The 19,624-nt window shown below is 70.7% G+C and carries 23 protein-coding genes; 13 read left to right on the forward strand and 10 right to left on the reverse strand.

Annotated elements, in window-relative coordinates; translation table 11 throughout:
- Positions 1–36 precede the first annotated feature (36 nt).
- The 3 genes from ADK36_RS43135 to ADK36_RS43145 all read right to left on the reverse strand — a co-directional run bounded on the left by ADK36_RS43135 (position 37) and on the right by ADK36_RS43145 (position 2,805).
- On the reverse strand, positions 37–846 hold the full coding sequence (locus ADK36_RS43135) for a PhzF family phenazine biosynthesis protein (RefSeq protein ID WP_048586240.1): 810 nt from the start codon (positions 844–846) through the stop codon (positions 37–39).
- 355 nt (positions 847–1,201) lie between these two features.
- Positions 1,202–2,002, reverse strand: a complete 801-nt coding sequence (locus tag ADK36_RS43140) for a phosphotransferase (protein ID WP_048586241.1) — start codon at positions 2,000–2,002, stop codon at positions 1,202–1,204.
- A 128-nt stretch (positions 2,003–2,130) separates the two neighbouring features.
- The gene (locus ADK36_RS43145) at positions 2,131–2,805 is read right to left on the reverse strand and encodes a formylglycine-generating enzyme family protein (protein WP_048586242.1); all 675 of its coding nucleotides are present in this window, start codon (positions 2,803–2,805) and stop codon (positions 2,131–2,133) included.
- Between the two features lie 131 nt (positions 2,806–2,936).
- Here ADK36_RS43145 and ADK36_RS43150 point away from each other — a divergent pair, with 131 nt between their 5' ends.
- The gene (locus tag ADK36_RS43150) at positions 2,937–3,557 is read left to right on the forward strand and encodes a PadR family transcriptional regulator (RefSeq protein WP_063776956.1); all 621 of its coding nucleotides are present in this window, start codon (positions 2,937–2,939) and stop codon (positions 3,555–3,557) included.
- A 167-nt stretch (positions 3,558–3,724) separates the two neighbouring features.
- Here the strand turns inward: ADK36_RS43150 and ADK36_RS43155 are convergent, their stop codons facing one another.
- A complete protein-coding gene (locus ADK36_RS43155) occupies positions 3,725–4,162 on the reverse strand; it encodes a type II toxin-antitoxin system Rv0910 family toxin (RefSeq protein WP_053201513.1) in 438 nt (145 codons plus the stop codon).
- A gap of 205 nt (positions 4,163–4,367) precedes the next feature.
- A complete protein-coding gene (locus ADK36_RS48565; protein WP_053215237.1) occupies positions 4,368–4,556 on the reverse strand; it encodes a hypothetical protein in 189 nt (62 codons plus the stop codon).
- Between the two features lie 198 nt (positions 4,557–4,754).
- On the opposite strand from ADK36_RS48565, the gene ADK36_RS43160 reads away from it, so the two are divergent.
- Together ADK36_RS43160 and ADK36_RS43165 are read left to right on the forward strand one after the other, a co-directional pair.
- Positions 4,755–5,348: a Clp protease N-terminal domain-containing protein gene (locus tag ADK36_RS43160; RefSeq protein ID WP_048586245.1), complete on the forward strand. Its 594-nt coding sequence runs from the start codon at positions 4,755–4,757 to the stop codon at positions 5,346–5,348.
- A gap of 107 nt (positions 5,349–5,455) precedes the next feature.
- Positions 5,456–6,448: an EamA family transporter gene (locus ADK36_RS43165; RefSeq protein WP_234330094.1), complete on the forward strand. Its 993-nt coding sequence runs from the start codon at positions 5,456–5,458 to the stop codon at positions 6,446–6,448.
- A 333-nt stretch (positions 6,449–6,781) separates the two neighbouring features.
- On the opposite strand, the gene ADK36_RS43170 is transcribed toward ADK36_RS43165, so the two are convergent.
- Together ADK36_RS43170 and ADK36_RS43175 are read right to left on the reverse strand one after the other, a co-directional pair.
- Positions 6,782–7,426: an FMN-binding negative transcriptional regulator gene (locus ADK36_RS43170; protein ID WP_048586247.1), complete on the reverse strand. Its 645-nt coding sequence runs from the start codon at positions 7,424–7,426 to the stop codon at positions 6,782–6,784.
- Positions 7,426–8,109: a pyridoxamine 5'-phosphate oxidase family protein gene (locus ADK36_RS43175; RefSeq protein ID WP_048586248.1), complete on the reverse strand. Its 684-nt coding sequence runs from the start codon at positions 8,107–8,109 to the stop codon at positions 7,426–7,428. The genes ADK36_RS43170 and ADK36_RS43175 overlap by 1 nt, the downstream gene beginning before the upstream one ends.
- A 79-nt stretch (positions 8,110–8,188) precedes the next feature.
- Between ADK36_RS43175 and ADK36_RS43180 the strand changes: the two genes are divergently transcribed.
- Positions 8,189–9,520 (forward strand): aminotransferase class I/II-fold pyridoxal phosphate-dependent enzyme, encoded by a 1,332-nt coding sequence (locus ADK36_RS43180; RefSeq protein WP_048586249.1) that lies wholly within the window; start codon positions 8,189–8,191, stop codon positions 9,518–9,520.
- Between the two features lie 126 nt (positions 9,521–9,646).
- On the opposite strand, the gene ADK36_RS43185 is transcribed toward ADK36_RS43180, so the two are convergent.
- The gene (locus ADK36_RS43185) at positions 9,647–10,636 is read right to left on the reverse strand and encodes a DMT family transporter (RefSeq protein ID WP_048586250.1); all 990 of its coding nucleotides are present in this window, start codon (positions 10,634–10,636) and stop codon (positions 9,647–9,649) included.
- A gap of 38 nt (positions 10,637–10,674) precedes the next feature.
- Between ADK36_RS43185 and ADK36_RS43190 the strand changes: the two genes are divergently transcribed.
- Positions 10,675–11,577 (forward strand): LysR family transcriptional regulator, encoded by a 903-nt coding sequence (locus ADK36_RS43190; RefSeq protein WP_048586251.1) that lies wholly within the window; start codon positions 10,675–10,677, stop codon positions 11,575–11,577.
- Between the two features lie 62 nt (positions 11,578–11,639).
- Here the strand turns inward: ADK36_RS43190 and ADK36_RS43195 are convergent, their stop codons facing one another.
- Positions 11,640–12,107 (reverse strand): pyridoxamine 5'-phosphate oxidase family protein, encoded by a 468-nt coding sequence (locus ADK36_RS43195; protein ID WP_048586252.1) that lies wholly within the window; start codon positions 12,105–12,107, stop codon positions 11,640–11,642.
- Positions 12,108–12,267: 160 nt separating this feature from the next.
- Between ADK36_RS43195 and ADK36_RS43200 the strand changes: the two genes are divergently transcribed.
- A complete protein-coding gene (locus ADK36_RS43200) occupies positions 12,268–12,918 on the forward strand; it encodes a cysteine hydrolase (protein ID WP_048586253.1) in 651 nt (216 codons plus the stop codon).
- Here ADK36_RS43200 and ADK36_RS43205 read toward each other — a convergent pair.
- Positions 12,905–13,399, reverse strand: coding sequence for a Rieske (2Fe-2S) protein (locus ADK36_RS43205; protein ID WP_048586254.1), 495 nt, complete (start codon positions 13,397–13,399; stop codon positions 12,905–12,907). The genes ADK36_RS43200 and ADK36_RS43205 overlap by 14 nt on opposite strands.
- A 220-nt stretch (positions 13,400–13,619) precedes the next feature.
- Between ADK36_RS43205 and ADK36_RS43210 the strand changes: the two genes are divergently transcribed.
- From ADK36_RS43210 to ADK36_RS43240, 7 genes are all read left to right on the forward strand, one after another.
- Positions 13,620–14,375 carry a HipA family kinase gene (locus tag ADK36_RS43210; RefSeq protein ID WP_048586255.1) on the forward strand — a complete coding sequence of 252 codons (756 nt, stop codon included), beginning with the start codon at positions 13,620–13,622 and terminating at the stop codon, positions 14,373–14,375.
- Positions 14,372–14,782 carry a DUF3037 domain-containing protein gene (locus tag ADK36_RS43215; RefSeq protein WP_048586256.1) on the forward strand — a complete coding sequence of 137 codons (411 nt, stop codon included), beginning with the start codon at positions 14,372–14,374 and terminating at the stop codon, positions 14,780–14,782. Before ADK36_RS43210 ends, ADK36_RS43215 begins: the two co-directional genes overlap by 4 nt.
- Positions 14,783–14,908: 126 nt before the next feature.
- Positions 14,909–15,670, forward strand: a complete 762-nt coding sequence (gene fabG, locus ADK36_RS43220; protein ID WP_048586257.1) for a 3-oxoacyl-ACP reductase FabG — start codon at positions 14,909–14,911, stop codon at positions 15,668–15,670.
- Between the two features lie 20 nt (positions 15,671–15,690).
- Entirely contained in the window at positions 15,691–16,452 is a 762-nt protein-coding gene (locus ADK36_RS43225; RefSeq protein ID WP_053201516.1) for an SDR family oxidoreductase, read from the forward strand.
- A 191-nt stretch (positions 16,453–16,643) separates the two neighbouring features.
- The gene (locus ADK36_RS43230) at positions 16,644–18,224 is read left to right on the forward strand and encodes an ABC transporter substrate-binding protein (protein ID WP_048586259.1); all 1,581 of its coding nucleotides are present in this window, start codon (positions 16,644–16,646) and stop codon (positions 18,222–18,224) included.
- Positions 18,225–18,341: 117 nt separating this feature from the next.
- Positions 18,342–19,025, forward strand: coding sequence for a uracil-DNA glycosylase (gene ung, locus ADK36_RS43235; protein ID WP_048586260.1), 684 nt, complete (start codon positions 18,342–18,344; stop codon positions 19,023–19,025).
- A 126-nt stretch (positions 19,026–19,151) separates the two neighbouring features.
- Positions 19,152–19,607, forward strand: coding sequence for a tetratricopeptide repeat protein (locus ADK36_RS43240; protein WP_053201518.1), 456 nt, complete (start codon positions 19,152–19,154; stop codon positions 19,605–19,607).
- Positions 19,608–19,624: the final 17 nt, after the last annotated feature.

The raw sequence follows: 19,624 nt of genomic DNA on the forward strand, positions 1-19,624 counted from the left end.
CTCTTCGAGGGGCCGCCTGCCCGCCGGGCGCGAGCTCTAGGCGATCAGCTCTCCGTCGATGACGGTCACCGCGCGGCCGCTCAGCAGCGTGCGGTCGCCGCGCAGCTCCGTGCGGACGCGACCGGAGCGGGGGGAGGCCTGGAGGCCGGTGAGTTCGGCCCTGCCGAGGCGCTCGGACCAGAAGGGGGCGAGGGCCGTGTGGGCGCTGCCGGTGACCGGGTCCTCGTCGATGCCGACGTTCGGGAAGAAGCAACGGGACACGAAGTCGTAGCCCCGGGCCGGGTCCTCGGCGCGGGCGGTGGCGATGATGCCGCGCTCCGAGTAGGAGCCGAGAGCCCTGTGGTCGGGGGACAGGGCGCGGACCGTCTTCTCGTCGCCGAGTTCGAGGAGCAGGTCGCCGACGTTCGGGCCGGTGTCGAAGGCGACCCGCGCTTCGGCACCGAGGGCCTCCGTGACGCCCTCCGGGACCTCGACCGGCGTGAGCGGTGCGGTCGGGAAGTCGAGGGTGAGGGAGCCGTCCTCGCGGGGCGTGGCCACGAGCACGCCGCTGCGCGTGGCGAACCGTACGGGTCCCTCGTGGGCGCCGGTGCTGTGCAGCACATGGGCCGTGGCGAGCGTGGCGTGCCCGCACATCGCGACCTCGGCGACCGGCGTGAACCACCGCAACGCCCAGTCCGCCGCACCGCCTTCGGGCAGCCGGTGCGCGAACGCCGTCTCGGCGTGGTTGACCTCCCTGGCCACGTTCCGGAGCCAGTCGTCCGCCGGGAAGGCGTCGAGCAGCAGGACCCCGGCCGGGTTGCCGGCGAAGGGACGGTCGGTGAAGGCGTCGACGATTCGAATCCGCATGACGTCGACGCTAGGGGTGCGGGGGCCGGGACGACCAAGGCCAATTCGGGGGTGCTGGACCGATTTCGGGTCGAGGCGGCGCAGGCCGTCGCGCCCTGTCGCCCACTCCTGCGGCGGAGTATGTCGCGGCATGTGTCGGGGTGCTTGCCGGGAGGTTTGCCGGGGCGTGGTGATGGCGTGGTCGATCGCCGAGGCGACGTCCTGAGCGACATGAGTGGGCCGGAAGGAGTCGCCGGTCCAGTCGCGTCCGTCCGCCACCCACACGCTGCGCAGCCCGAGTGCGTCGGCGCCGAGAAGGCATACCGCCAATGCAAGGCGATGCTCTTGTGAGTCTGTCCTCGAACATCCGGGCCGGTCAGTTCAGCAGGGCAGCCGTGAACGCCTTGCGGTGGTCCACCAGCCAGGTCCGCATGCGGTCCCAGCGTTCCCATCCGCCACGTTCGGCCAACGCCTGGAGATAGACGGGGTCTCCGCCGGCCACGCGGCGGGCGACGAAGGCCCGGCAGACCTCCGTGGCCTGCTCGATGACGCCGGGCAACTCGGCGCGGTCCCCCGCCGGGAGGCCGTAGCTGTCGGCAAGGATCCGCAGTCGTGCGGCCGCATCCAGCCCGGGCGGATGGAGAGCGGCCGCGGACCCGGGATCGAGCATGGGCACCCAATAGCGGGCGGTCATGGCGATGTCCCAGAGGGCACGGCCCGGGGCCGCCAAGTCGAAATCGATCAGGGCCGCGGCACGACCGTCGCGGAAGACGACGTTTTCCGGGCACACATCGTTGTGGCACAACATCGTTCCCCCCTCCGGGTCGGCGAGGTCCGGGGGCCACTCGGCACGGGTGTCGACCGCGACGGCCGCGCTGGTCTCATGCAGACGCCGCAGCAGGCTCCCCACCGATTCGAGGGCGGAGCTCGTCATCGCCCAGTCCGGGAACGGCGGCAGAGCCACGTCGCCAGGGATGAAAGTCAGCTGCTCACGGCCATCCGCGGGGAGACCGACAGGGGCCGGCGCCGCGTCGAAGCCGTGCTCCTTCAGCGCAAGGAGATAGGCATGCAGGGCACGCGCGTTGCGCGGTGCCGGTCGCTCCACCAACTCCCCCCGGCGCAAGACCGCCCCCGCGTTCACCATCCCGCCGACCAGGGCCTCGTCTTCAGCCGTCATGAGGATCACGCTATCGCCAGATCGACCCCGCGCGGGCCGGGCCGCAGACTCGGCGATCTCGCTGCCCAAGTGGTCCCCCCAGCCCCTGTCATGGTTCGCCGAGACAGGGCCTTCGCACACGACGTAGATCAGCGCACGACGGAACGCGCGACGCGGAATCCCACGTCGTCGACCTGGAAAGTCGGGTGGCTGCGGCGCCGCGCGGAGGCCCGGCAACTCCAGTGCTCATCGAACCAACCACCGCCACGGAGCACCCGGTAGGCGCCGTAGACCTCGGCGTCGTAGACGTCCCAGCACCAGTCCCAGACGTTGCCGAGCATGTCGTAAAGCCCCCACGAGTTGGGGCGTTTGCCGCCCACCTCGTGGATGCGCTCGTGCGAGTTGCCGCGGTACCAGCCGATCTCGTCGAGCTCCCCGTAGCGCGGCCCGGTCGTCCCGGCACGGCAGGCGTGCTCCCACTCGGCTTCGGTCGGCAGTCGATACCCGTCGGCGGACGCGTCCCACTCGATATCTTCGGCCTCGGCACGGAAGTGGTACGCGGGCGTGAGGCCGGCGCACCGGGACAGCGCGTTGCAGAACCGCGCCGCATCCCACCAGGAGACGCACTCGACGGGCAACTGGTCCCCAGGGGTGGTACTCGGCCGCTGGCCTGCGATCTGTGCGTACAACGCCTGGGTGACCGGGGATGCCGCGAGCTGGTAAGGCGCAAGTTCGACCGACCAACTGCGCTGTGTCCGCCGGTCCGACAGCGTCACCTGCCCCGGCGGGATGGCGATCATCTCGTTCCCCGTCAGCACGTCCATGATCAGGAGATCCTAACGAGACCTGTCAGTGCGTCGATCACCCCTCAGTGCCGGCCGGCCTTGTCATGCGAACTGTTCCGATATATCGTTGACGCATCGCGACAGATCAACGATGGAATGGAGTGATTGCGATGCGTTCCCATGGATTCGAGCGTGGGCATGGTGGACACGGTCATCACGGCCGAGGCGGCTTCGAGGGGCTGCGCGCTGCTTTCGGGCCCTTCGGGCCGGGCGGCCCCGGCGGTTTCGGTGGGCCTGGGTTCGGGCCCGGCCCCTGGGGGCCGAAGGGCGGCCGGGGTGGACCGCGAGGGAGGGCGCGGCGCGGTGATGTGCGCGCGTCGATCCTCGCCCTGCTGAAGGACCGCCCCATGCACGGCTACGAGATGATCCAGGAGATCGCCGAGCGCAGCGGCGGGGCGTGGAAGCCCAGTCCCGGCTCGGTGTACCCCACCCTCCAGCTGCTGGAGGACGAGGGGCTGATCGCCAGTGAGAGCGAAGGCGGCAAGAAGCTGTTCTCGCTCACGGAGGCGGGCCGCGAGGCGGCCGAAGCCGGGCCCGAGGCGCCCTGGGAGGAAGCCTCCCGCGGTGTCGACTGGGAGGCCCTCGGTGAGATCCGGCAGGCCGGTTTCGGTCTGATGGAGGCATTCGGGCAGGTCTGGAAGACGGGCAGCAAGGAGCAGCGCGAGAAGGCGCTGACCGTCATCAACGACGCCCGCAAGAGGCTGTACCTCATCCTCGCCGATGAGGACTGAGTCGGGTCGGCGGCCTCGCCGCCCTGAGTGAAGGCGCCCCGTGGGCTGATCCGCGGGGCGCCCTTCGTGTGTGCGGTTCGTTCTGTGTGCGGTTCGCTCTGTGTGTGCGGGGGGGTGCTGGTCGTGAGGTTCTGGGTGTTGCGGTTCGGTGTGTGCGCTGAGGCCGGTCAGGTCACCAGGCCCGCCAGCTTGCGCAGCGACTCGTTCAGTGCCGCCGTGGCCGAATCCTTGAGCTTGCCCGCCATCAACGAGACGGCCGCACCCGTGAACTCCCCGTCGATACGGACCGACGTGGCGTCGGCGCCGCCGCCTTCCGGCGTCAGCGTGTAGCGCGTGGCCACGGTCACCGCCATCGGACCCTTGCCGCGAATCGCGAGCACCCGCGCCGGCTCCAGCTCCTCGATGGTCCACTCGACCTCGGCCGGGAACCCCATCAGCTTCATGTTCTCCTGGAAGGTCCCGCCCACTTCGAGGGCCGTGGGGCCGCCGCCCGGAAAGCTGGTGTGGGTCGCGTTCCACTGCCCGTACGCCGACCAGTCCGTCAGCTGTGCCCAGACCTTCTCGGCCGGCGCCTCGATACGTGACTCCGCGCTGACTTCGGCCATGCGACCACCCCTTCGTCTCGGGCTACGGTGTCGCGGAACGTAGCCGGGGGGCCTGGAACATTCAATACTGATGAGCCGTCAGAAAGTGTGGAGACGTGAGCGCGGCTCCCTGCCCGCCTGCCAACCCGCCCGCCTGCCAACCCGCCCACCTGCCAACCCGCCCACCTGCCAACCCGCCGACCGGGCCGCCGGTCGGCCGTGCGGCTCAGCCCACCAGCCGGATCACCGCGGCGTCGAAGAGATCCCACGCGCGCGGGAACGCGCTCTCGTCATGGCAGTGCCACGCCTCCCAGAACAGGTCGGCGAGCAGGGCGTCCTCCGGGGCGTACACCCGGTAGACGTACTGCCTGCCGTCGACGGCGGGCAGCGCCACCAGCCAGCACCTGCTCTCCATGTCCCTGTGGGACGTCAGACGGGGCGCCATGGTTGCGTACGCGGCGCACGGCAAGGCGGCGCACGCCCCTCGGGGGCTTTCGGCGTGATCTCATCCGTAAGGAGGAGATATCGGCCGGCGGGGTCCACTCTGTGTGGGACGCCAAAATGCTTCCTCCCGGGGATGACGCGGCTCGCAGTGGTTGATGGGGTAGGAGATGTGCAACGCCGTATTCCCCGGCAGTCGGCCAAGGAGCAGGACTGTCGGCACCCTGCCGCCGCGGACGATGCCAGGCTCAGTGACGAGCTGGCAGCGGTGGTCTCGGGTGCCCGCCGCCGGGCGGTCAGGGACGGGGACCGGCAGATCGACACGGCCCATCTGCTGCACTCGCTGCTGGAGCACGACCGTGATGTGTACGCCGTCTTCGGCGACGGCCCCCAGATCGCCCGCCTGCTGGGCTACCTCGTGCAACGCACCATCGGCTACGGCCTGCGCTGGCAGGGCGCCGTCGAGGACTCCGGTGCCGTACCCGTGGTGAGGGACGGCGAGGGTTACTCGCCGTTGGCCGCGAGCGCGATGGAGGACGCCTGCCGACGCGCCGCCCGCCGCGGCGACGCGCGGGCCGGGGGCATCGACCTGCTCGCGGCGATCGTGGCGGACCCGCAGGCCCGCGCCGTCGAGGTGCTCGCCCGCGCCGGCATCGACGCGAACGAGCTGCTCGCCCGGATCGACGCTCGAAGCGGCGAGCGACGTGACGAGCGACGTGACGAGTGGCGTGACGAGTACGCGGCCGACGGCGAAACGGCTCGCTAGACCCACCTCGCGATCGCTGCCTGTAGCCGCCTCTCTGTCCACTCGGCGAGACAGGTGTCATCGGGGATGACGCTCATGTCGTCGCCTGTCATCATGTGCCGGTGCGCATGTCTGAAAGTAGTGGGGTCGGCCGGGGCAAGGGTGTCGGGCTGGGTCTGGCGCTGGGTTCCGCGATCGCCTTCGGAGGGTCCGGTGTCGCGGCGAAGCCGCTGATCGAGGCGGGGCTGGATCCGCTCCACGTGGTGTGGCTGCGCGTGGCCGGCGCCGCCCTCGTGATGCTGCCGCTCGCCGTGCGCCACCGTGCGCTGCTGCGCCGCCGACCCGCCCTGCTCGCCGGGTTCGGACTGCTGGGCGTGGCCGGCGTACAGGCCTTCTACTTCGCCTCGATATCCCGTATCCCGGTCGGGGTGGCGCTGCTCGTCGAGTACCTCGCCCCCGCGCTCGTGCTCGGCTGGGTGCGGTTCGTACAGCGGCGGCCCGTCACGCCCGCCGCCGCACTCGGTGTCATCCTCGCGGTCGGGGGGCTCGCCTGTGTCGTCGAGGTCTGGTCGGGGCTGAGCTTCGACGCGGTCGGCCTGCTTCTCGCGCTCGGCGCCGCTTGCTGCCAGGTCGGCTACTTCGTGCTGTCCGACCAGGGCAGCGACTCCGGCGCCGACGCCCCCGATCCGCTCGGCGTCATCGCGTACGGCCTCCTGGTCGGCACCGGTGTCCTCACCCTCGTGGCCCGCCCCTGGACGATGGACTGGTCCGTGCTGGGCGGCACCGCGCACATGAACGGCACCCCCGTCGCGGCCCCTCTGCTGCTGTCCTGGATCGTCCTCGTCGCGACAGTCGTCGCCTACGTCACCGGCGTGGTCTCCGTCCGCCGGCTCTCGCCGCAGGTCGCCGGCGTGGTCGCCTGTCTCGAAGCGGTCATCGCGACCGTCCTGGCCTGGGTCCTGCTCGGCGAGCACCTCTCCGCCCCGCAGATCATCGGTGGTGCGATCGTCCTGGTCGGCGCCTTCATCGCGCAGTCGTCGGCACCCGCGAAGGGTTCGCCGGAGCCGGTGGCGGGTGGGGGACAGGGGCGGGATTTGTCCACCTGCTCGACCGTCGTATAGGGCCCGACCATGTGGTCGGCACCGTAGTTGACGCCGTAAGTACGGGTACTCATGCGCGAATTGTGAGTACTGCCTACCTTCGCGAGGTGCCTACAAATCCAACACGGCAGTCTTCGGCTTCTGGCAGGAGTGGCTGGTGCTGCTGCCTGCTGTTCGCTGTCCTGCCCATCGTCTGGTTCATCGCCGCCCCCGTCCTACCGGAGCAGGTGTTCTGGTTCCCGTTCTGGTTGGGGGCTGTCGTTTGGGACGGAACGGACGGCCAAGGCGGCATCAGCCACTTGTTCGGCTGACGGCAGGCAGGGATCAGAGCGGCATGGGCGGTGGCGCGGACGCTCAGCCAGGCTCTCGGGCGGGGCGGCGGCGCAGCATGTGCTCGCGCGCCGCGGCGTCCCCAGGGCCGGCCCGCCGCGTCAGCCGCACCGCGATCCGGTCCTGGACCTCCTCCGTCCGCTTGCCCGCGTACTTGAACTTCGCCCGGACGCCGGTGACTTCGAGGCGCAGCCCCCGAATGCCGGACAGCAGCCTGCCGAACGGCGCCTCGCCGACCGCCACCTCCGCCGAGTCGCCCTCCGGCTGGAAGTGCCCGACCTGGCGGTTGAGCAGTTCGGCCTTCCCGGCCGGGTCGTCCACGACATGGGCCCGGCAGCGGAGTTGGACGGCCGCGTAGAAGCTGGTCGGTGTGCCATGCTCGGGCGGGATGCCCGGGTCGGCCTGCCAGGGGCCCGGTACATAGACGTAGTCGTCGACCACGCTCAGCACGACCTCGGGGTTCGCCAGCAGCGCGGGCCACATCGGGTTGGGTCGGGCCAGGTGTGTGACGGCCTCGCCGCGCTCGCCGTCGTACGCGAAGTGCAGCGGCTGGACGTGCGGCGGCTCGCCGTCGAGGCCGTTGACGACGAGCTGCCCGAAGTCGTGGACGGCCAGCCACCGCTGCCACTCGGCGTCGTCGCGGGGCGCGTCCCAGGGGTGGATCAGCATCACAGGGTTCCGAGGTAGCCGGGGAGCTCGGTGCCGGGGGCCAGGTCGGGGTCGCCGACCGGCGCGTCGTACCCCTTGCGCAGCGGCACGACGCCGGCCCAGTGGGGGAGGGCGAGGTCCTCGGGCTCGTCGTTGACGCCGCCGGTGCGGAGCTTGGCGGAGACCTCGGTCAGGTCGAGGCGGATCACGGCGGTGGCGGCCAGCTCCTTCTTGTTGGCGGGCCGCGAGTCACGGGACCGGCCGGCCACGACGTGATCGACCAGCGCGTCCAAGGCCACCCGCTTCTCCTCCGGGTCCGTCACGTCGAACGCGGTGCCGTGCACCACCACGGACCGGTAGTTGATCGAGTGGTGGAAGGCCGAGCGGGCCAGGATCAGCGCGTCGACATGCGTGACCGTCAGACAGACCGGCAGCCCCGGGTCGGCCTGGCCGGTCATCCGCAGCGGGCGCGAACCCGTCGAGCCGTGGACGTAGAGCGTCTCGCCGACCCGGGCGAACAGCGTGGGCAGCACGACCGGCGCCCCGTCGCGGACGAAGCCGAGGTGGCAGACGTAGGCCTCGTCGAGTATCGCGTGCACCAGTTCCTTGTCGTACGACGCCCGGTCCGGGGAGCGGGTGGGGACGGTGCGGTCGGTCGGCGGGTAGACGGCGGCCTGCGACGTCGACTCTTCGGTCCCCTGCATGACGGTCTCCCTTACGTTCCTGCGGTTGCGTTCTGTCGCGCTCTTGCAGCCCATATTGCACTAGTGCATAATTAGCTTTGTGCTAGGAGGATATCGGATCGAAGGGCGACGCGCAGCAGAGATTGCGGCGAGCGTCGAGCGCGCGGTGGGTGCCGGCGAGCTGGAGCCGGGTGAACTCCTCCCGCCCATGCGGGAGTTGGCGGTCGAGCTGGGCGTGAATCCCAACACGGTCGCCGCCGCCTACCGGATCCTGCGCGAGCGCGGGGTCATCGAGACGGCCGGGCGGCGAGGCAGCCGGGTGCGGCCCAAGCCGGCCACGACCGGGCGCGAGTCCATCCGGGTGGAGGTGCCGGAGGGCGTACGGGACGTGGCGACCGGCAATCCGGACCCCGTGCTGCTGCCGTCCCTGGCCAGGGCGTTCGCGGCGGCCGCCGAGCAGAACGACCGGGAGCCGGTCATGTACGGGGACCCGGCAGTCGAACCGGAGTTGGCGCGCAGCGCGCGGGCCGCGTTCGACGCCGACGGCGTTCCGGACGGGCCGATCGGCGTGACCTCCGGGTCGCTCGACATGATCGAGCGGGTCCTCGCGGCCCACCTCAAGCCCGGCGACACCGTCGCCGTCGAGGATCCCGGCTGGGGCAGCCTGCTCGACCTCGTCCCGGCCGTCGGGCTGCGGACGGCTCCGGTCGGCGTGGACGACGAGGGCCCCCTCCCGGACGACGTGCGCCGGGCTCTGGACGCGGGGGCGTGTGCCCTGATCGTCACCGACCGGGCGCAGAACCCGACGGGTGCGGTCGTGAGTGCCGCACGCGCGCGTGCCCTGCGCTCCGTGCTGCGGGACCACCCGGACGTCCTGCTCATCGAGGACGACCACGGTCACGGCATCGTCGACCTGCCCCTGCACACCCTGGCCGGCACCACCCGCAGCTGGGCGTTCGTCCGCTCGGCCGCCAAGGCATACGGTCCCGACCTGCGGCTCGCCGTGTTCACCGGCGACACCGTCACGGTCGACCGGGTGCGCGGCCGCCAGCGCCTCGGCCCCGGCTGGGTCAGCCGCCTCGGTCAGCGGGCCCTGCTGCAGCTCTGGGCCGAGGGCGCCGTCGACCCGAAGGCGGTGTCGGCCTCGTACGCGGCCCGACGGGACGCCCTGATCGCCGCGCTGGCGCAGCGGGGCATCACGGCCCACGGCCGCAGCGGCCTGAACGTCTGGGTGCCGGTACCCGACGAAACGGGCGCCGTGGCCCGCCTCCTGCACGCGGGCTGGGCCGTAGCCCCGGGCGCCCGCTTCCGCATGAGCGCGCCGCCCGGCATCCGCATCACCATCGCGACGCTCGGTGCCGACGAGGTCGCCCCGCTGGCGGATGCGGTGGCGAAGGCGGTTGCCTCGGCACCGCCGAGGGGTTACGTCTAGAGGAGCGCGGGTGCGGCCAACCTGCTTTCAGGGGCACGGGGCCGTATCGGCATGCGGCTCCGCCGCGCGGGCGCGACCAGCCGCATCCGACCCGCAGCCGCCAACGCTCCCCGCCCTCCACCCCACTCAGGGGGCCCGCTTCACTTGAGTAAGCGCCGCCCCCACAAGAACGATCACCGCACCGACCGGCGTCGTCCAGCGCAACGACTCCCCGAGAACGACAACACCCGCAGCCGTGGCGATGACCGGGATGAAGTACGTGACCATCTGGGCCGTGGTCGGCCCCACCTCGGCCACGAGCCCGTACTGAAGCAGAACCGCAAGCCCTGTACCGAGCGCCCCCAACGCCACGATCGCGAGCAGAGGAACCACCGGGAAGCTGCCGGGCAGGGACGAGAACACCGGCGTCACGACGGCCAGTTGTCCCGTGGCCAACAACAACTGCGCCCCGGTCAGCGACAGATGCGACTCGCCGGAGCCGGCCAGCGTCCGGCGCACGTATATCCAGCCGATCGGGTAGCTCAACGAAGCCAGGAGCGCCATCGCCGTCCCCGTGGCATCCAGCCCGTGAAAGCCCTGCCACGCCCCGAGCACGGTCAGCACGCCGAGGAAGCCGAGCCCGAGCCCGGCGACCCTGACCCGCGTCGGCCGGTCCTCCGAGAGCGCGACCAGGGACAGGGCCATGCCCCACAGCGGCGAGGTCGCGTTGCAGATGCCCGCGAGCGTGGAGGGGATCGTCAGCTCGGAGTACGCGAACAGGGAGAAGGGCAGCGCGTTGAGCAGGAACGCGGCGACCGTCAGATGCCCCCAGGTGCGCGCCCCGCGCGGCAGCCGCTCCCGCTTCACCGCCATCGCGGCCGCCAGTACCGCCGTACCGAACACCAGCCGCCCGAGCGTGACCTGGAAGGGGGCGTAACCGTGGGTTCCCACCTTGATGAGCAGGAAGCTGAAGCCCCAGATCAGCGAGAGGGCGGCGAAGCGCAGCCGCCAGTCGAGGCGCGCGCGAGGGCGAGGGCGGGGACGGGAGGCAGGGCGGGGAGTGGCTTCGGCCTGGGCGCGAGAGCCGGTGGCGGTGGTCATGGCAGCAACGATGCCGCACCCGACTTCGTAGCACAATCGAGATTTCGCACCCTGTATCTCGTAGTATTGCTTACATGTTGAATCTGGAGCGCCTGCGCACCCTGGACGCCCTCTCCCGGCACGGCTCGGTCAGCGGCGCGGCGGAGGGCCTGCACATCACGACGTCCGCCGTCTCGCAGCAGATGTCCAAGCTGGAGCGGGAGGTCGGCCAGCAGCTCCTCGCCAAGAACGGCCGGGGTGTACGGCTCACGGACGCGGGACGCCTGCTCGCCGAGCACGCGGGGCGCATCCTGTCGCAGGTCGAGCTGGCCCAGTCCGACCTGGAGGCACAGCGCGGCAAGGTCGTCGGCGAACTGAGACTGGCGGCGTTCCCGACCGCCGCGCGCGGGCTGTTCCCCTCCGCGCTCTCCGCGCTGCGCGCCGAGCACCCCGCGCTGCGGGTGCGCTCCTGCGAGCTGGAGCCGGAGAACGGCATCGCCGGGGTGATCCGCGGCGACCTCGACCTGGCCGTCGTGCTCGACTGGTACAACAAGCCGATGGCGCTGCCCGAGGGCCTGGTCAAGGCACACATCCTGGACGACCCGGCCGACGTGGCGATGCCCGTCGGCCACCGGCTCGCGGACCGGGACGAGGTGGACCTCGCCGAGTTCGCCGAGGACGAGTGGATCACCTGGGGCGAGGGCGAGTTCTGCCACGAGTGGCTGATGTTCACGCTGCGCTCCAAGGGCATCGAGCCCCTCGTCGGCCACCGCGCCCCCGAGACCCACACCCAGCTCGCCCTGGTCGCGGCCGGACTCGGCGTGTGCATCGCGCCGCTGCTGGGGCGTCATCCGATGCCCGCGGGCGTGGTGACCGTGCCGCTGAAGCAGCGTGTGCGACGCCATGTGTACGTCGTCTGGCGCGCCGACGCCGACCGCCGCCCGTCGATCCGGGCGGCGGTGCGGGCGCTGCGGGAGGCGGGGGAGAACGTCTCCTGACGCTGCCTGCTGCCTGCGGCTCGCCGTCTGTCGGCTGCGGCTCGCCGCCTGTGGTCCGCCGCCTAGAGCGCTCCCAGCTTCCGGAAGTCCCAGGACACGATCTTCTGCGGCGTCAGCCGCACCCACGCGTGCCGCCCGTCGTGCGGCATCTCGTCGAGGCCGAAGTTCTTGCGCGCGAACAGCGTCTCGGGGACGTCGAGTTCGGCGCACAGCTCGCCGACGCGAGGGCTCTCGCCCACGAACTCGACGGTGCCGGACAGCTCGACGCCGCGCAGCTGCTCGTAGTCCTCACCCGTGTCGATCACGATCGCGACCCGCGGATCGCGGCGCAGATCGGCCCACCGCTTGCTGCGGACCACCGAGTACAGCCACAGCGAGTTGCCGTCCCAGGCGAACCACAGGGCGCTGACATGCGGGAAGCCGTTGGCGGACACCGTGGCGATCCGGCAGGTGCGCTGGCTGGTGAGGAACTCGTCCAGCTCACCGGGCGTCATCATGATCTTCCGGCCCCGGCGCTGAGTGACGGTCATGCGGCCCCCTCTTCTCTCACGTCGTGCCAGAGGAGAGATCCTCTGACATCACGTCAGAAAAGGATGGGTCGTCTTCCGTCCATGCGCAATGGTGGTTCCGTCCTCACCCGAAGGTGGCTACGCTCGCCCGCCCACGCCGCCGTCGGTCACAGGGGGACCCATGCCGTCGTACGCCGAACTCAGCGAACTCCTCGACCCCGCGACCACCGTCCTGCTCACCGTCGAATGCCAGCAGGGCGTCGTCGGCCCGGCCGGCGCGCTACCCGAACTCGCCGCGGAGGCCCGCTCCTCGGGCGCCCTCGCCAACGTCGCCCGGCTGGTCACGGCCGCCCACGAGAGCGGCGTCCAGGTGATCCACGCGATCGCCGAACGCCGCCCCGACGGCCGCGGGGCCAACCACAACGCCCGCCTCTTCCGCGCCGCCGAACGGCTCCCCGTCCAGCAGCTGTCCGGTACCGAGGCGGTCCGCGTGGCGGCGCCGATCGAGGTCGCCGAGGAGGACTTCGTCGTACGACGACTGCACGGCCTGTCCCCGGTCCAGGGCACCGACGTCGACGCCCTGCTGCGCAACATCGGCTGCCGCACGGTGATCGTCACCGGCGTCTCGGCCAACGTGGCGATACCCAACACGGTCTTCGACGCCGTGAACCGGGGTTATGTCGTGGTCGTGCCCCGCGACGCCATCGCCGGGGTGCCCTCCGACTACACGCCGGCGATGATCCGCCACACCCTCGCATTGGTCGCCACGGTCGCGACCACGGACGAGGTGCTGGACGGATTGAAGCGTCCGCGCGGTGTCAGGCGAGCGTGATCGAGTCGCCCGCCACGCTGATCTCCTTGGCGGCCAGCGGCTGGGTCGCGGGACCCTTCTTCACGCTGCCGTCGAGGACGGAGAACTGGCTCTTGTGGCAGGCGCAGGTGAGGGTGTCCCCCTGGAGGTCCGTCATCGGACACTGCTGATGGGTGCAGATCGTCGAGAAGGCCTTGTAGTCGCCGGCCGTCGGCTGCGAGACCACCACCTTCTCGTCGCTGAAGACCTTGCCACTGCCCTCCGGGATGTCGGAGGTCTTCGCGAGCGCCGCGCCACCGCCGCCGGACGAAGCGGACGAGCCGCCGCCCGCTTCGGTGCTCGCGCCACCGCCGGCGGCGGCACCCTGTTCGGTGGACGAGCCGGACGCGTCGTCGTCCGACCCGCATGCGGTCAACGCCACGGCGAGCCCCGCCGCGCCGACCGCCGCCACGACGGTACGGCGACTCGGGCTCGACACCGGCTGAACTGATTCGCTGGTCATGCTGACGTTCCTTCCACGGATTCCTGATCTGGCGAGAGGTACGGTCCCTTGGGACCGGCTGTTCAGACGCAGTCGAAATCCTGACCCGGTCCGGGGAAGAGGTGGGTAAAGCGGAGCTGTCGGTTCCCTGTCCGGGGCTGTCGGTTTCCTGTCGGCGCAAACCCGCCGCCGCTGGCCCGGGCCGTCCCGTCACCCGTCCTCGCGCCAGTAGCCTGGGGCGATGCTCAAGGAAGTCATCGCGACCCGCTTCATCACGCCCCTGCGTGAGGGCGGCTCGCTGCCGGGGCTCGTCGAGGCCGACGAATTCGGGACGTACGTCATGAAGTTCAGCGGCGCCGGACAGGGCCGCAAGACGTTGGTCGCCGAGGTCGTCTGCGGTGAACTCGCCCGCAGGCTGGGCTTCCGGGTGCCCCGCCTGGTGACCGTCGAACTCGACCCGGTGCTGGGGCTCGGTGAACCCGACCAGGAGGTGCAGGGGCTGCTCAAGTCCAGCGGCGGCACCAACCTCGGTATGGACTTCCTGTCCGGCGCGCTCGGCTTCGACCCGCTCGCGTTCGAGGTGAGCCCCGAGGACGCCGGGCGGATCGTCTGGTTCGACGCCCTGGTCAACAACGTCGACCGATCCTGGCGCAACCCCAACCTGCTGATGTGGCAGGGCGAACTGTGGCTCATCGACCACGGCGCGACCATGATCTGGCAGCACAACTGGCCCGGGGCCCATGCCTCGGCGGCACGCCCGTACGACGCCTCCGACCACGCCCTCGCCTCCTTCGCGCCCGACGTGCGGGCAGCCGCGGCCGAGCTGGCGCCGCTGGTCACCGAGGAGTTGCTCGCCGAGGTGACCGCCGAGATCCCCGAGGTGTGGCTTGCGGACGAACCGGGGTTCGCGTCGGCGGACGCCCTGCGCGGTGCGTACGCGGAGCCACTGGTCGCACGGGCCGCCGTCATCCACGAACGCATCGAGGGGATCAAGTGAGCGAGCGCACTCTGGGGACCCGCTCCCGCACCCAGGACGTCTTCGAGTACGCGCTGCTGCGGGTCGTCCCGCGCATCGAGCGCGGGGAGTGCCTCAATGCGGGCGTGCTGGTGTACTGCCGTGCCCGGTCCTTCGTCGCCGCCCGGACCCACCTGGACGAGACCAGATTGCGGGCGCTCGACCCCGATGCCGACGTCGCCGGGGTGCGGGCCGCACTCGGTGCCGTCGAGGGTGTGTGCGCGGGTGGCGACGCGGCGGGACAGGCCGGGGGCGACGACGCCGGGCGACGCTTCCGCTGGCTGATCGCGCCCCGCTCGACGGTCGTCCAGCCGGGCCCGGTGCACACCGGGCTCACGTCCGATCCGGCGGCCGAGGCCGAGCGGCTGCTCGATCTGTTGGTGAAGTGACGGATCGGGTTACGGATCAGGTAATGGATCACATGCGCGCGGTGGCCGTTGACACCGCGTGCCAGGGCTTCTAGCGTCACGTCCATCGAAGGTACTAAGCGGTCGCTCACTCGAGGAGAGTCATCCATGTCCACCACTGAGCAGCGGGTCGCCGTGGTCACCGGCGGCGCGCGCGGCATCGGCGCCGCCACCGCCGTACGACTGGCCGCCGAGGGCCGCGCGGTCGCCGTGATCGACCTCGACGAGGCCGCCTGCAAGGACACCGTGGAGAAGATCACCGCGGCCGGCGGCAAGGCCATCGCGGTCGGCTGCGACGTCTCCGACGAGGCGCAGGTCGAGGCGGCCGTCGCGCGGATCGCCGAGGAGCTCGGCGCCCCGACGATCCTGGTCAACAACGCGGGTGTGCTCCGGGACAACCTGCTGTTCAAGATGAGCGTCGCCGACTGGGACACCGTCATGAACGTGCACCTGCGCGGCGCCTTCCTGATGTCCAAGGCGTGTCAGAAGCACATGGTGGACGCGGGCTTCGGCCGTATCGTCAACCTCTCCTCGTCCTCGGCGCTCGGCAACCGCGGCCAGGTCAACTACTCCGCCGCCAAGGCCGGTCTCCAGGGCTTCACCAAGACCCTCGCCAAGGAGCTCGGCAAGTTCGGCGTCACCGCCAACGCCGTCGCCCCCGGCTTCATCGCCACCGAGATGACCAAGGCCACCGCCGACCGCGTCGGCATGGGCTTCGAGGACTTCAAGGCCGCCGCCGCCACCCAGATCCCGGTGGCGCGGGTCGGCGAGCCGGAGGACATCGCCAACGCCATCGCCTTCTTCACGGGCGAGGCGGCCGGCTTCGTCTCCGGCCAGGTGCTGTACGTCGCCGGCGGACCGCTCGACTAGGGATCAGGGAGAACACGGACATGACTGCACTGCCTGAGCTCTCCGGCAAGGTCGCCCTCGTCACGGGCGCCAGCCGCGGCATCGGCTACGGCGTCGCCGAGGCGCTCGTCGCGCGCGGCGACCGCGTCGTCATCACCGGCCGGGGCGAGGACGCCCTCAAGGAGGCTGTCGAGCAGCTCGGCGCCGAGCGCGCCGTCTACGTGGCCGGCAAGGCGCACGACGAGGCCCACCAGGCCGTCGCCGTCGAGCGCGCCATGGAGGCCTTCGGGCGGGTCGACTACCTGGTCAACAACGCCGGCACGAACCCGGTGTTCGGGCCGCTCGCCGACCTCGACCTGGGTGTCGCGCGCAAGGTCTTCGAGACCAACGTGATCTCGGCGCTCGGCTTCGCGCAGAAGACCTGGCACGCCTGGCAGAAGGACAACGGCGGCGCGATCGTCAACATCGCCTCCGTTGCGGGCATCGCGCCCTCGCCGTTCATCGCCGCCTACGGCGTCAGCAAGGCCGCGATGATCAACCTCACCCAGCAGATGGCGCACGAGTTCGCGCCCAAGGTGCGGATCAACGCGATCGCCCCGGCCGTGGTGAAGACCAAGTTCGCCCAGGCCCTGTACGAGGGCCGGGAAGAGGAGGCCGCCGCGGCCTACCCGCTGGCCCGGCTCGGCGTGCCCTCCGACATCGGCGGCGCGGCCGCGTTCCTCACCTCGGGACAGTCGGACTGGATCACCGGCCAGACCCTGGTCGTCGACGGCGGTATCTTCCTCAACGCCGGCGTCGGCTGACGCACCGGGACTCCGACAGGGGCGCCGCTGGACACCAGCGGCGCCCCTGTCGACGTGTCGGGAGATCAACAACCGTTGACAACGTAGTCACCGCAGAGGTGAACAAGTGCTCCTGAGACTGGAGGTCCACCGGCCGGAACACTGCGGTATGTTTTGCCGACCCTTGGCATGGCAGATCGAGGAGCGTGCGCGTGTTCAACCGGATCCGACGCCTGCGGCAGGTGGCGGCCATCGCGTCCATATCGTCACTGGTGGCAGGGTGCGGTGTCCTCTCGTCCGATTCCCCGGAGGAGGAGGGGCCGATCGTCGTGGGGACGACCGCGGCCCCCAGCACCCTTGATCCCGCCGCGTCCTGGGACAGCTCCTGGGAGCTGTTCCGGAACATTTACCAGACGCTGCTCAGCTACCCCTCCGGCTCGACCGCGCCCGAGCCCGACGCGGCGGAGAGCTGCCAGTTCACCGACAACACGAACATGAAGTACCACTGCGAGCTGCGCGAGGGCCTGGAGTTCTCCGACGGGCACACCCTCGACGCGAAGGCCGTCAAGTACTCGATCGACCGGATCCGGAAGATCAACGTCAACGGCGGACCCGCCGGCCTGCTCGGCAGCCTCGAACGGGTCCAGGTGCTGAACGACCGCGAGATCGTCTTCCACCTCAACAAGGCCGACGCCACCTTCCCGTTCGTGCTCGCCACGCCCGCGATGTCGATCGTCGACCCCGAGGACTACCCGGCGGACAAGCTCCGCGAGGACGGCACGGTCGTCGGGTCCGGGCCGTACACCCTGGAGTCGTACGACGAGGGCAACAAGGCCGAACTCGTCAAGAACGACAACTACGACGGGTACGCGGAGCGCAAGAACGACGCGGTGACCATCCGCTACTTCCAGGACTCGCCCACCATGGTCGCGGCACTGCGCGACAAGGAGCTGGACGTCGCCTTCCGCGGCCTCGCCGCCGACGACATCGTCGACATCCAGGCCGACGACGATGACCACCTCCAGCTGATCGAGGGCTCCGGCACGGAGATCAACTACCTGGTCTTCAACCCGAAGGACCGCATGGCCGGCAAGTCCGCCGTCCGCAAGGCCATCGCCCAGGTCATCGACCGCCCGGCGATCGCCCACAAGGTCTACAAGGACACCGTCGAGCCGCTGTACTCCATGGTCCCCAAGGGCCTGACCGGACACACCACGGGCTTCTTCGACGACTACGGCGAGCCCAGCGCCGCCAAGGCCCGCGAGATCCTCGCCGACGCGAACATCACGACCCCCGTCCCGCTCACGCTCTGGTACACCAGCGACCGCTACGGCTCCGCCACCAAGGCCGAGTTCGAGGAGCTGAAGAAGCAGCTCGACGCGTCCGGTCTCTTCGAGATCACCCTGAAGAGCCGCCCCTGGAAGACGTATGTCACCGGCTACCAGAACGGCGAGTACCCGGTGTTCGGACGCGGCTGGTTCCCCGACTTCCCGGACGCCGACAACTTCATCGCGCCGTTCGTCGGCAAGCAGAACGCCCTCGGCACGCCCTACGTCACGCCCACGATCACCGATCGCCTGCTGCCCAACTCCCGCGCCCAGAGCGACCGGGCCAACGTCGTCAAGGACTTCGAGGACGCCCAGCGCATCCTCGTCGACGACGCGCGACTGCTGCCGCTGTGGCAGGGCCGGCAGTACGTGGCCGCGAGCGCGGAGGTCTCGGGCGCGGAGCGGGCACTGGACCCCTCGACGATCATGATGGTGGGGGAGCTGTACCGCAAGACCAGCTGGTAGCGGCGGGATGTGCGGTGGGCGGGGCGATTGTCAGTGGTCGCCTGTAGGTTCTGAAGCCTGGAAGTGACCGCAGGCGGTCACCTCGCACCGTTCGCCGCACACCGTAAGGAAGTTGACGTGACCGACACCGCCATGCTGCCCGAGTCCTGGCGCGGGGTTCTGGGCGACGAGCTCCAGCAGCCCTACTTCAAGGAGCTGACGGAGTTCGTCGAGGAGGAGCGGGCGAAGGGTCCCGTCTATCCGCCGCGCGAGGAGGTCTTCGCCGCGCTGGATGCGACGCCGTACGACAAGGTGAAGGTCCTGGTCCTCGGCCAGGACCCCTACCACGGCGAGGGCCAGGGCCACGGCCTGTGCTTCTCGGTCCGTCCCGGAGTGAAGACGCCGCCCTCGCTGCGCAACATCTACAAGGAGATGAAGGAGGAGCTCGGCCTCCCCGTCCCCGACAACGGCTATCTGATGCCCTGGGCCCAGCAGGGCGTCCTGCTGCTCAACGCGGTGCTGACGGTCCGCGCCGGCGAGGCGAACTCGCACAAGGGCAAGGGCTGGGAGAAGTTCACCGACGCGGTGATCCGGGCCGTGGCCGACCGGCCCGACCCCGCGGTGTTCGTGCTGTGGGGCAACTACGCCCAGAAGAAGCTCCCGCTCATCGACGAGACGCGGCATGTGGTGGTCAAGGGCGCTCATCCCTCCCCCCTGTCCGCGAAGAAGTTCTTCGGGTCCCACCCGTTCACGCAGATCAACGAGGCGGTGGCCGCACAGGGCCACGAGCCGATCGACTGGCGGATCCCGGACCTGGGCTGACCGATCTCGCCGGGCCGGTCCTCGGCCGGTCCGGCCCGGTGCCCTACGGAGCCGCCTGACCGGGATTCCCGGTGGCGGCGGCTAGCGTCGGGAGGGGGACCAGCCGACGAGGGCCCGGAGGACGCGGTGGCGGAGAGACAGGAGCGGACGGCACCGGAGGCCGTGCCGACGCGGATCGGGCAGGTCGTCATGCTGCATCACGCGGGGGACCGCGAGGAGGCCCGGCGCCGGTTGCTGGACCTGTGGACCGAACTCGGCGAGGACGGCGACCCCGTGCACCGCTGCACCCTGGCGCACTACCTGGCCGACACGCAGGACGACCCCTCGGACGAACTGGCCTGGGATCTGCGGGCGTTGACGGAGGCGGAGGGGGCCGGCGGTGCGCTTGCCGTACGTGCGCTGTATCCCTCGCTGCATCTGAACCTGGCCGCCGACTATGTGAAGCTCGACCGCGCCGAGGCCGCCCGCGTCCATCTGCGCAGAGCGCGGGGAGCGGCGGGGGCTTTGGGGGACGACCGCTACGGGGACGGGGTGCGGGCCGAGATCCGTCGGCTGGAGGTGCGGTTGGGGGAGGGGCCGTAGGCAAGGCGGGCGTGGGC

This window comes from Streptomyces viridochromogenes (assembly GCF_001270495.1).
GTDB lineage: Bacteria > Actinomycetota > Actinomycetes > Streptomycetales > Streptomycetaceae > Streptomyces > Streptomyces viridochromogenes_A.

Coding starts and splice junctions, on each gene's coding strand:
- ADK36_RS43135 (WP_048586240.1), bottom strand. CDS start 846: ATGCGGATTCGAATCGTCGACGCCTTCACCGACCGTCCCTTCGCCGGC.
- ADK36_RS43140 (WP_048586241.1), bottom strand. CDS start 2,002: ATGACGGCTGAAGACGAGGCCCTGGTCGGCGGGATGGTGAACGCGGGG.
- ADK36_RS43145 (WP_048586242.1), bottom strand. CDS start 2,805: ATGGACGTGCTGACGGGGAACGAGATGATCGCCATCCCGCCGGGGCAG.
- ADK36_RS43150 (WP_063776956.1), top strand. CDS start 2,937: ATGCGTTCCCATGGATTCGAGCGTGGGCATGGTGGACACGGTCATCAC.
- ADK36_RS43155 (WP_053201513.1), bottom strand. CDS start 4,162: ATGGCCGAAGTCAGCGCGGAGTCACGTATCGAGGCGCCGGCCGAGAAG.
- ADK36_RS48565 (WP_053215237.1), bottom strand. CDS start 4,556: ATGGAGAGCAGGTGCTGGCTGGTGGCGCTGCCCGCCGTCGACGGCAGG.
- ADK36_RS43165 (WP_234330094.1), top strand. CDS start 5,456: ATGTCTGAAAGTAGTGGGGTCGGCCGGGGCAAGGGTGTCGGGCTGGGT.
- ADK36_RS43170 (WP_048586247.1), bottom strand. CDS start 7,426: ATGCTGATCCACCCCTGGGACGCGCCCCGCGACGACGCCGAGTGGCAG.
- ADK36_RS43175 (WP_048586248.1), bottom strand. CDS start 8,109: ATGCAGGGGACCGAAGAGTCGACGTCGCAGGCCGCCGTCTACCCGCCG.
- ADK36_RS43190 (WP_048586251.1), top strand. CDS start 10,675: ATGTTGAATCTGGAGCGCCTGCGCACCCTGGACGCCCTCTCCCGGCAC.
- ADK36_RS43195 (WP_048586252.1), bottom strand. CDS start 12,107: ATGACCGTCACTCAGCGCCGGGGCCGGAAGATCATGATGACGCCCGGT.
- ADK36_RS43200 (WP_048586253.1), top strand. CDS start 12,268: ATGCCGTCGTACGCCGAACTCAGCGAACTCCTCGACCCCGCGACCACC.
- ADK36_RS43205 (WP_048586254.1), bottom strand. CDS start 13,399: ATGACCAGCGAATCAGTTCAGCCGGTGTCGAGCCCGAGTCGCCGTACC.
- ADK36_RS43210 (WP_048586255.1), top strand. CDS start 13,620: ATGCTCAAGGAAGTCATCGCGACCCGCTTCATCACGCCCCTGCGTGAG.
- fabG (WP_048586257.1), top strand. CDS start 14,909: ATGTCCACCACTGAGCAGCGGGTCGCCGTGGTCACCGGCGGCGCGCGC.
- ADK36_RS43225 (WP_053201516.1), top strand. CDS start 15,691: ATGACTGCACTGCCTGAGCTCTCCGGCAAGGTCGCCCTCGTCACGGGC.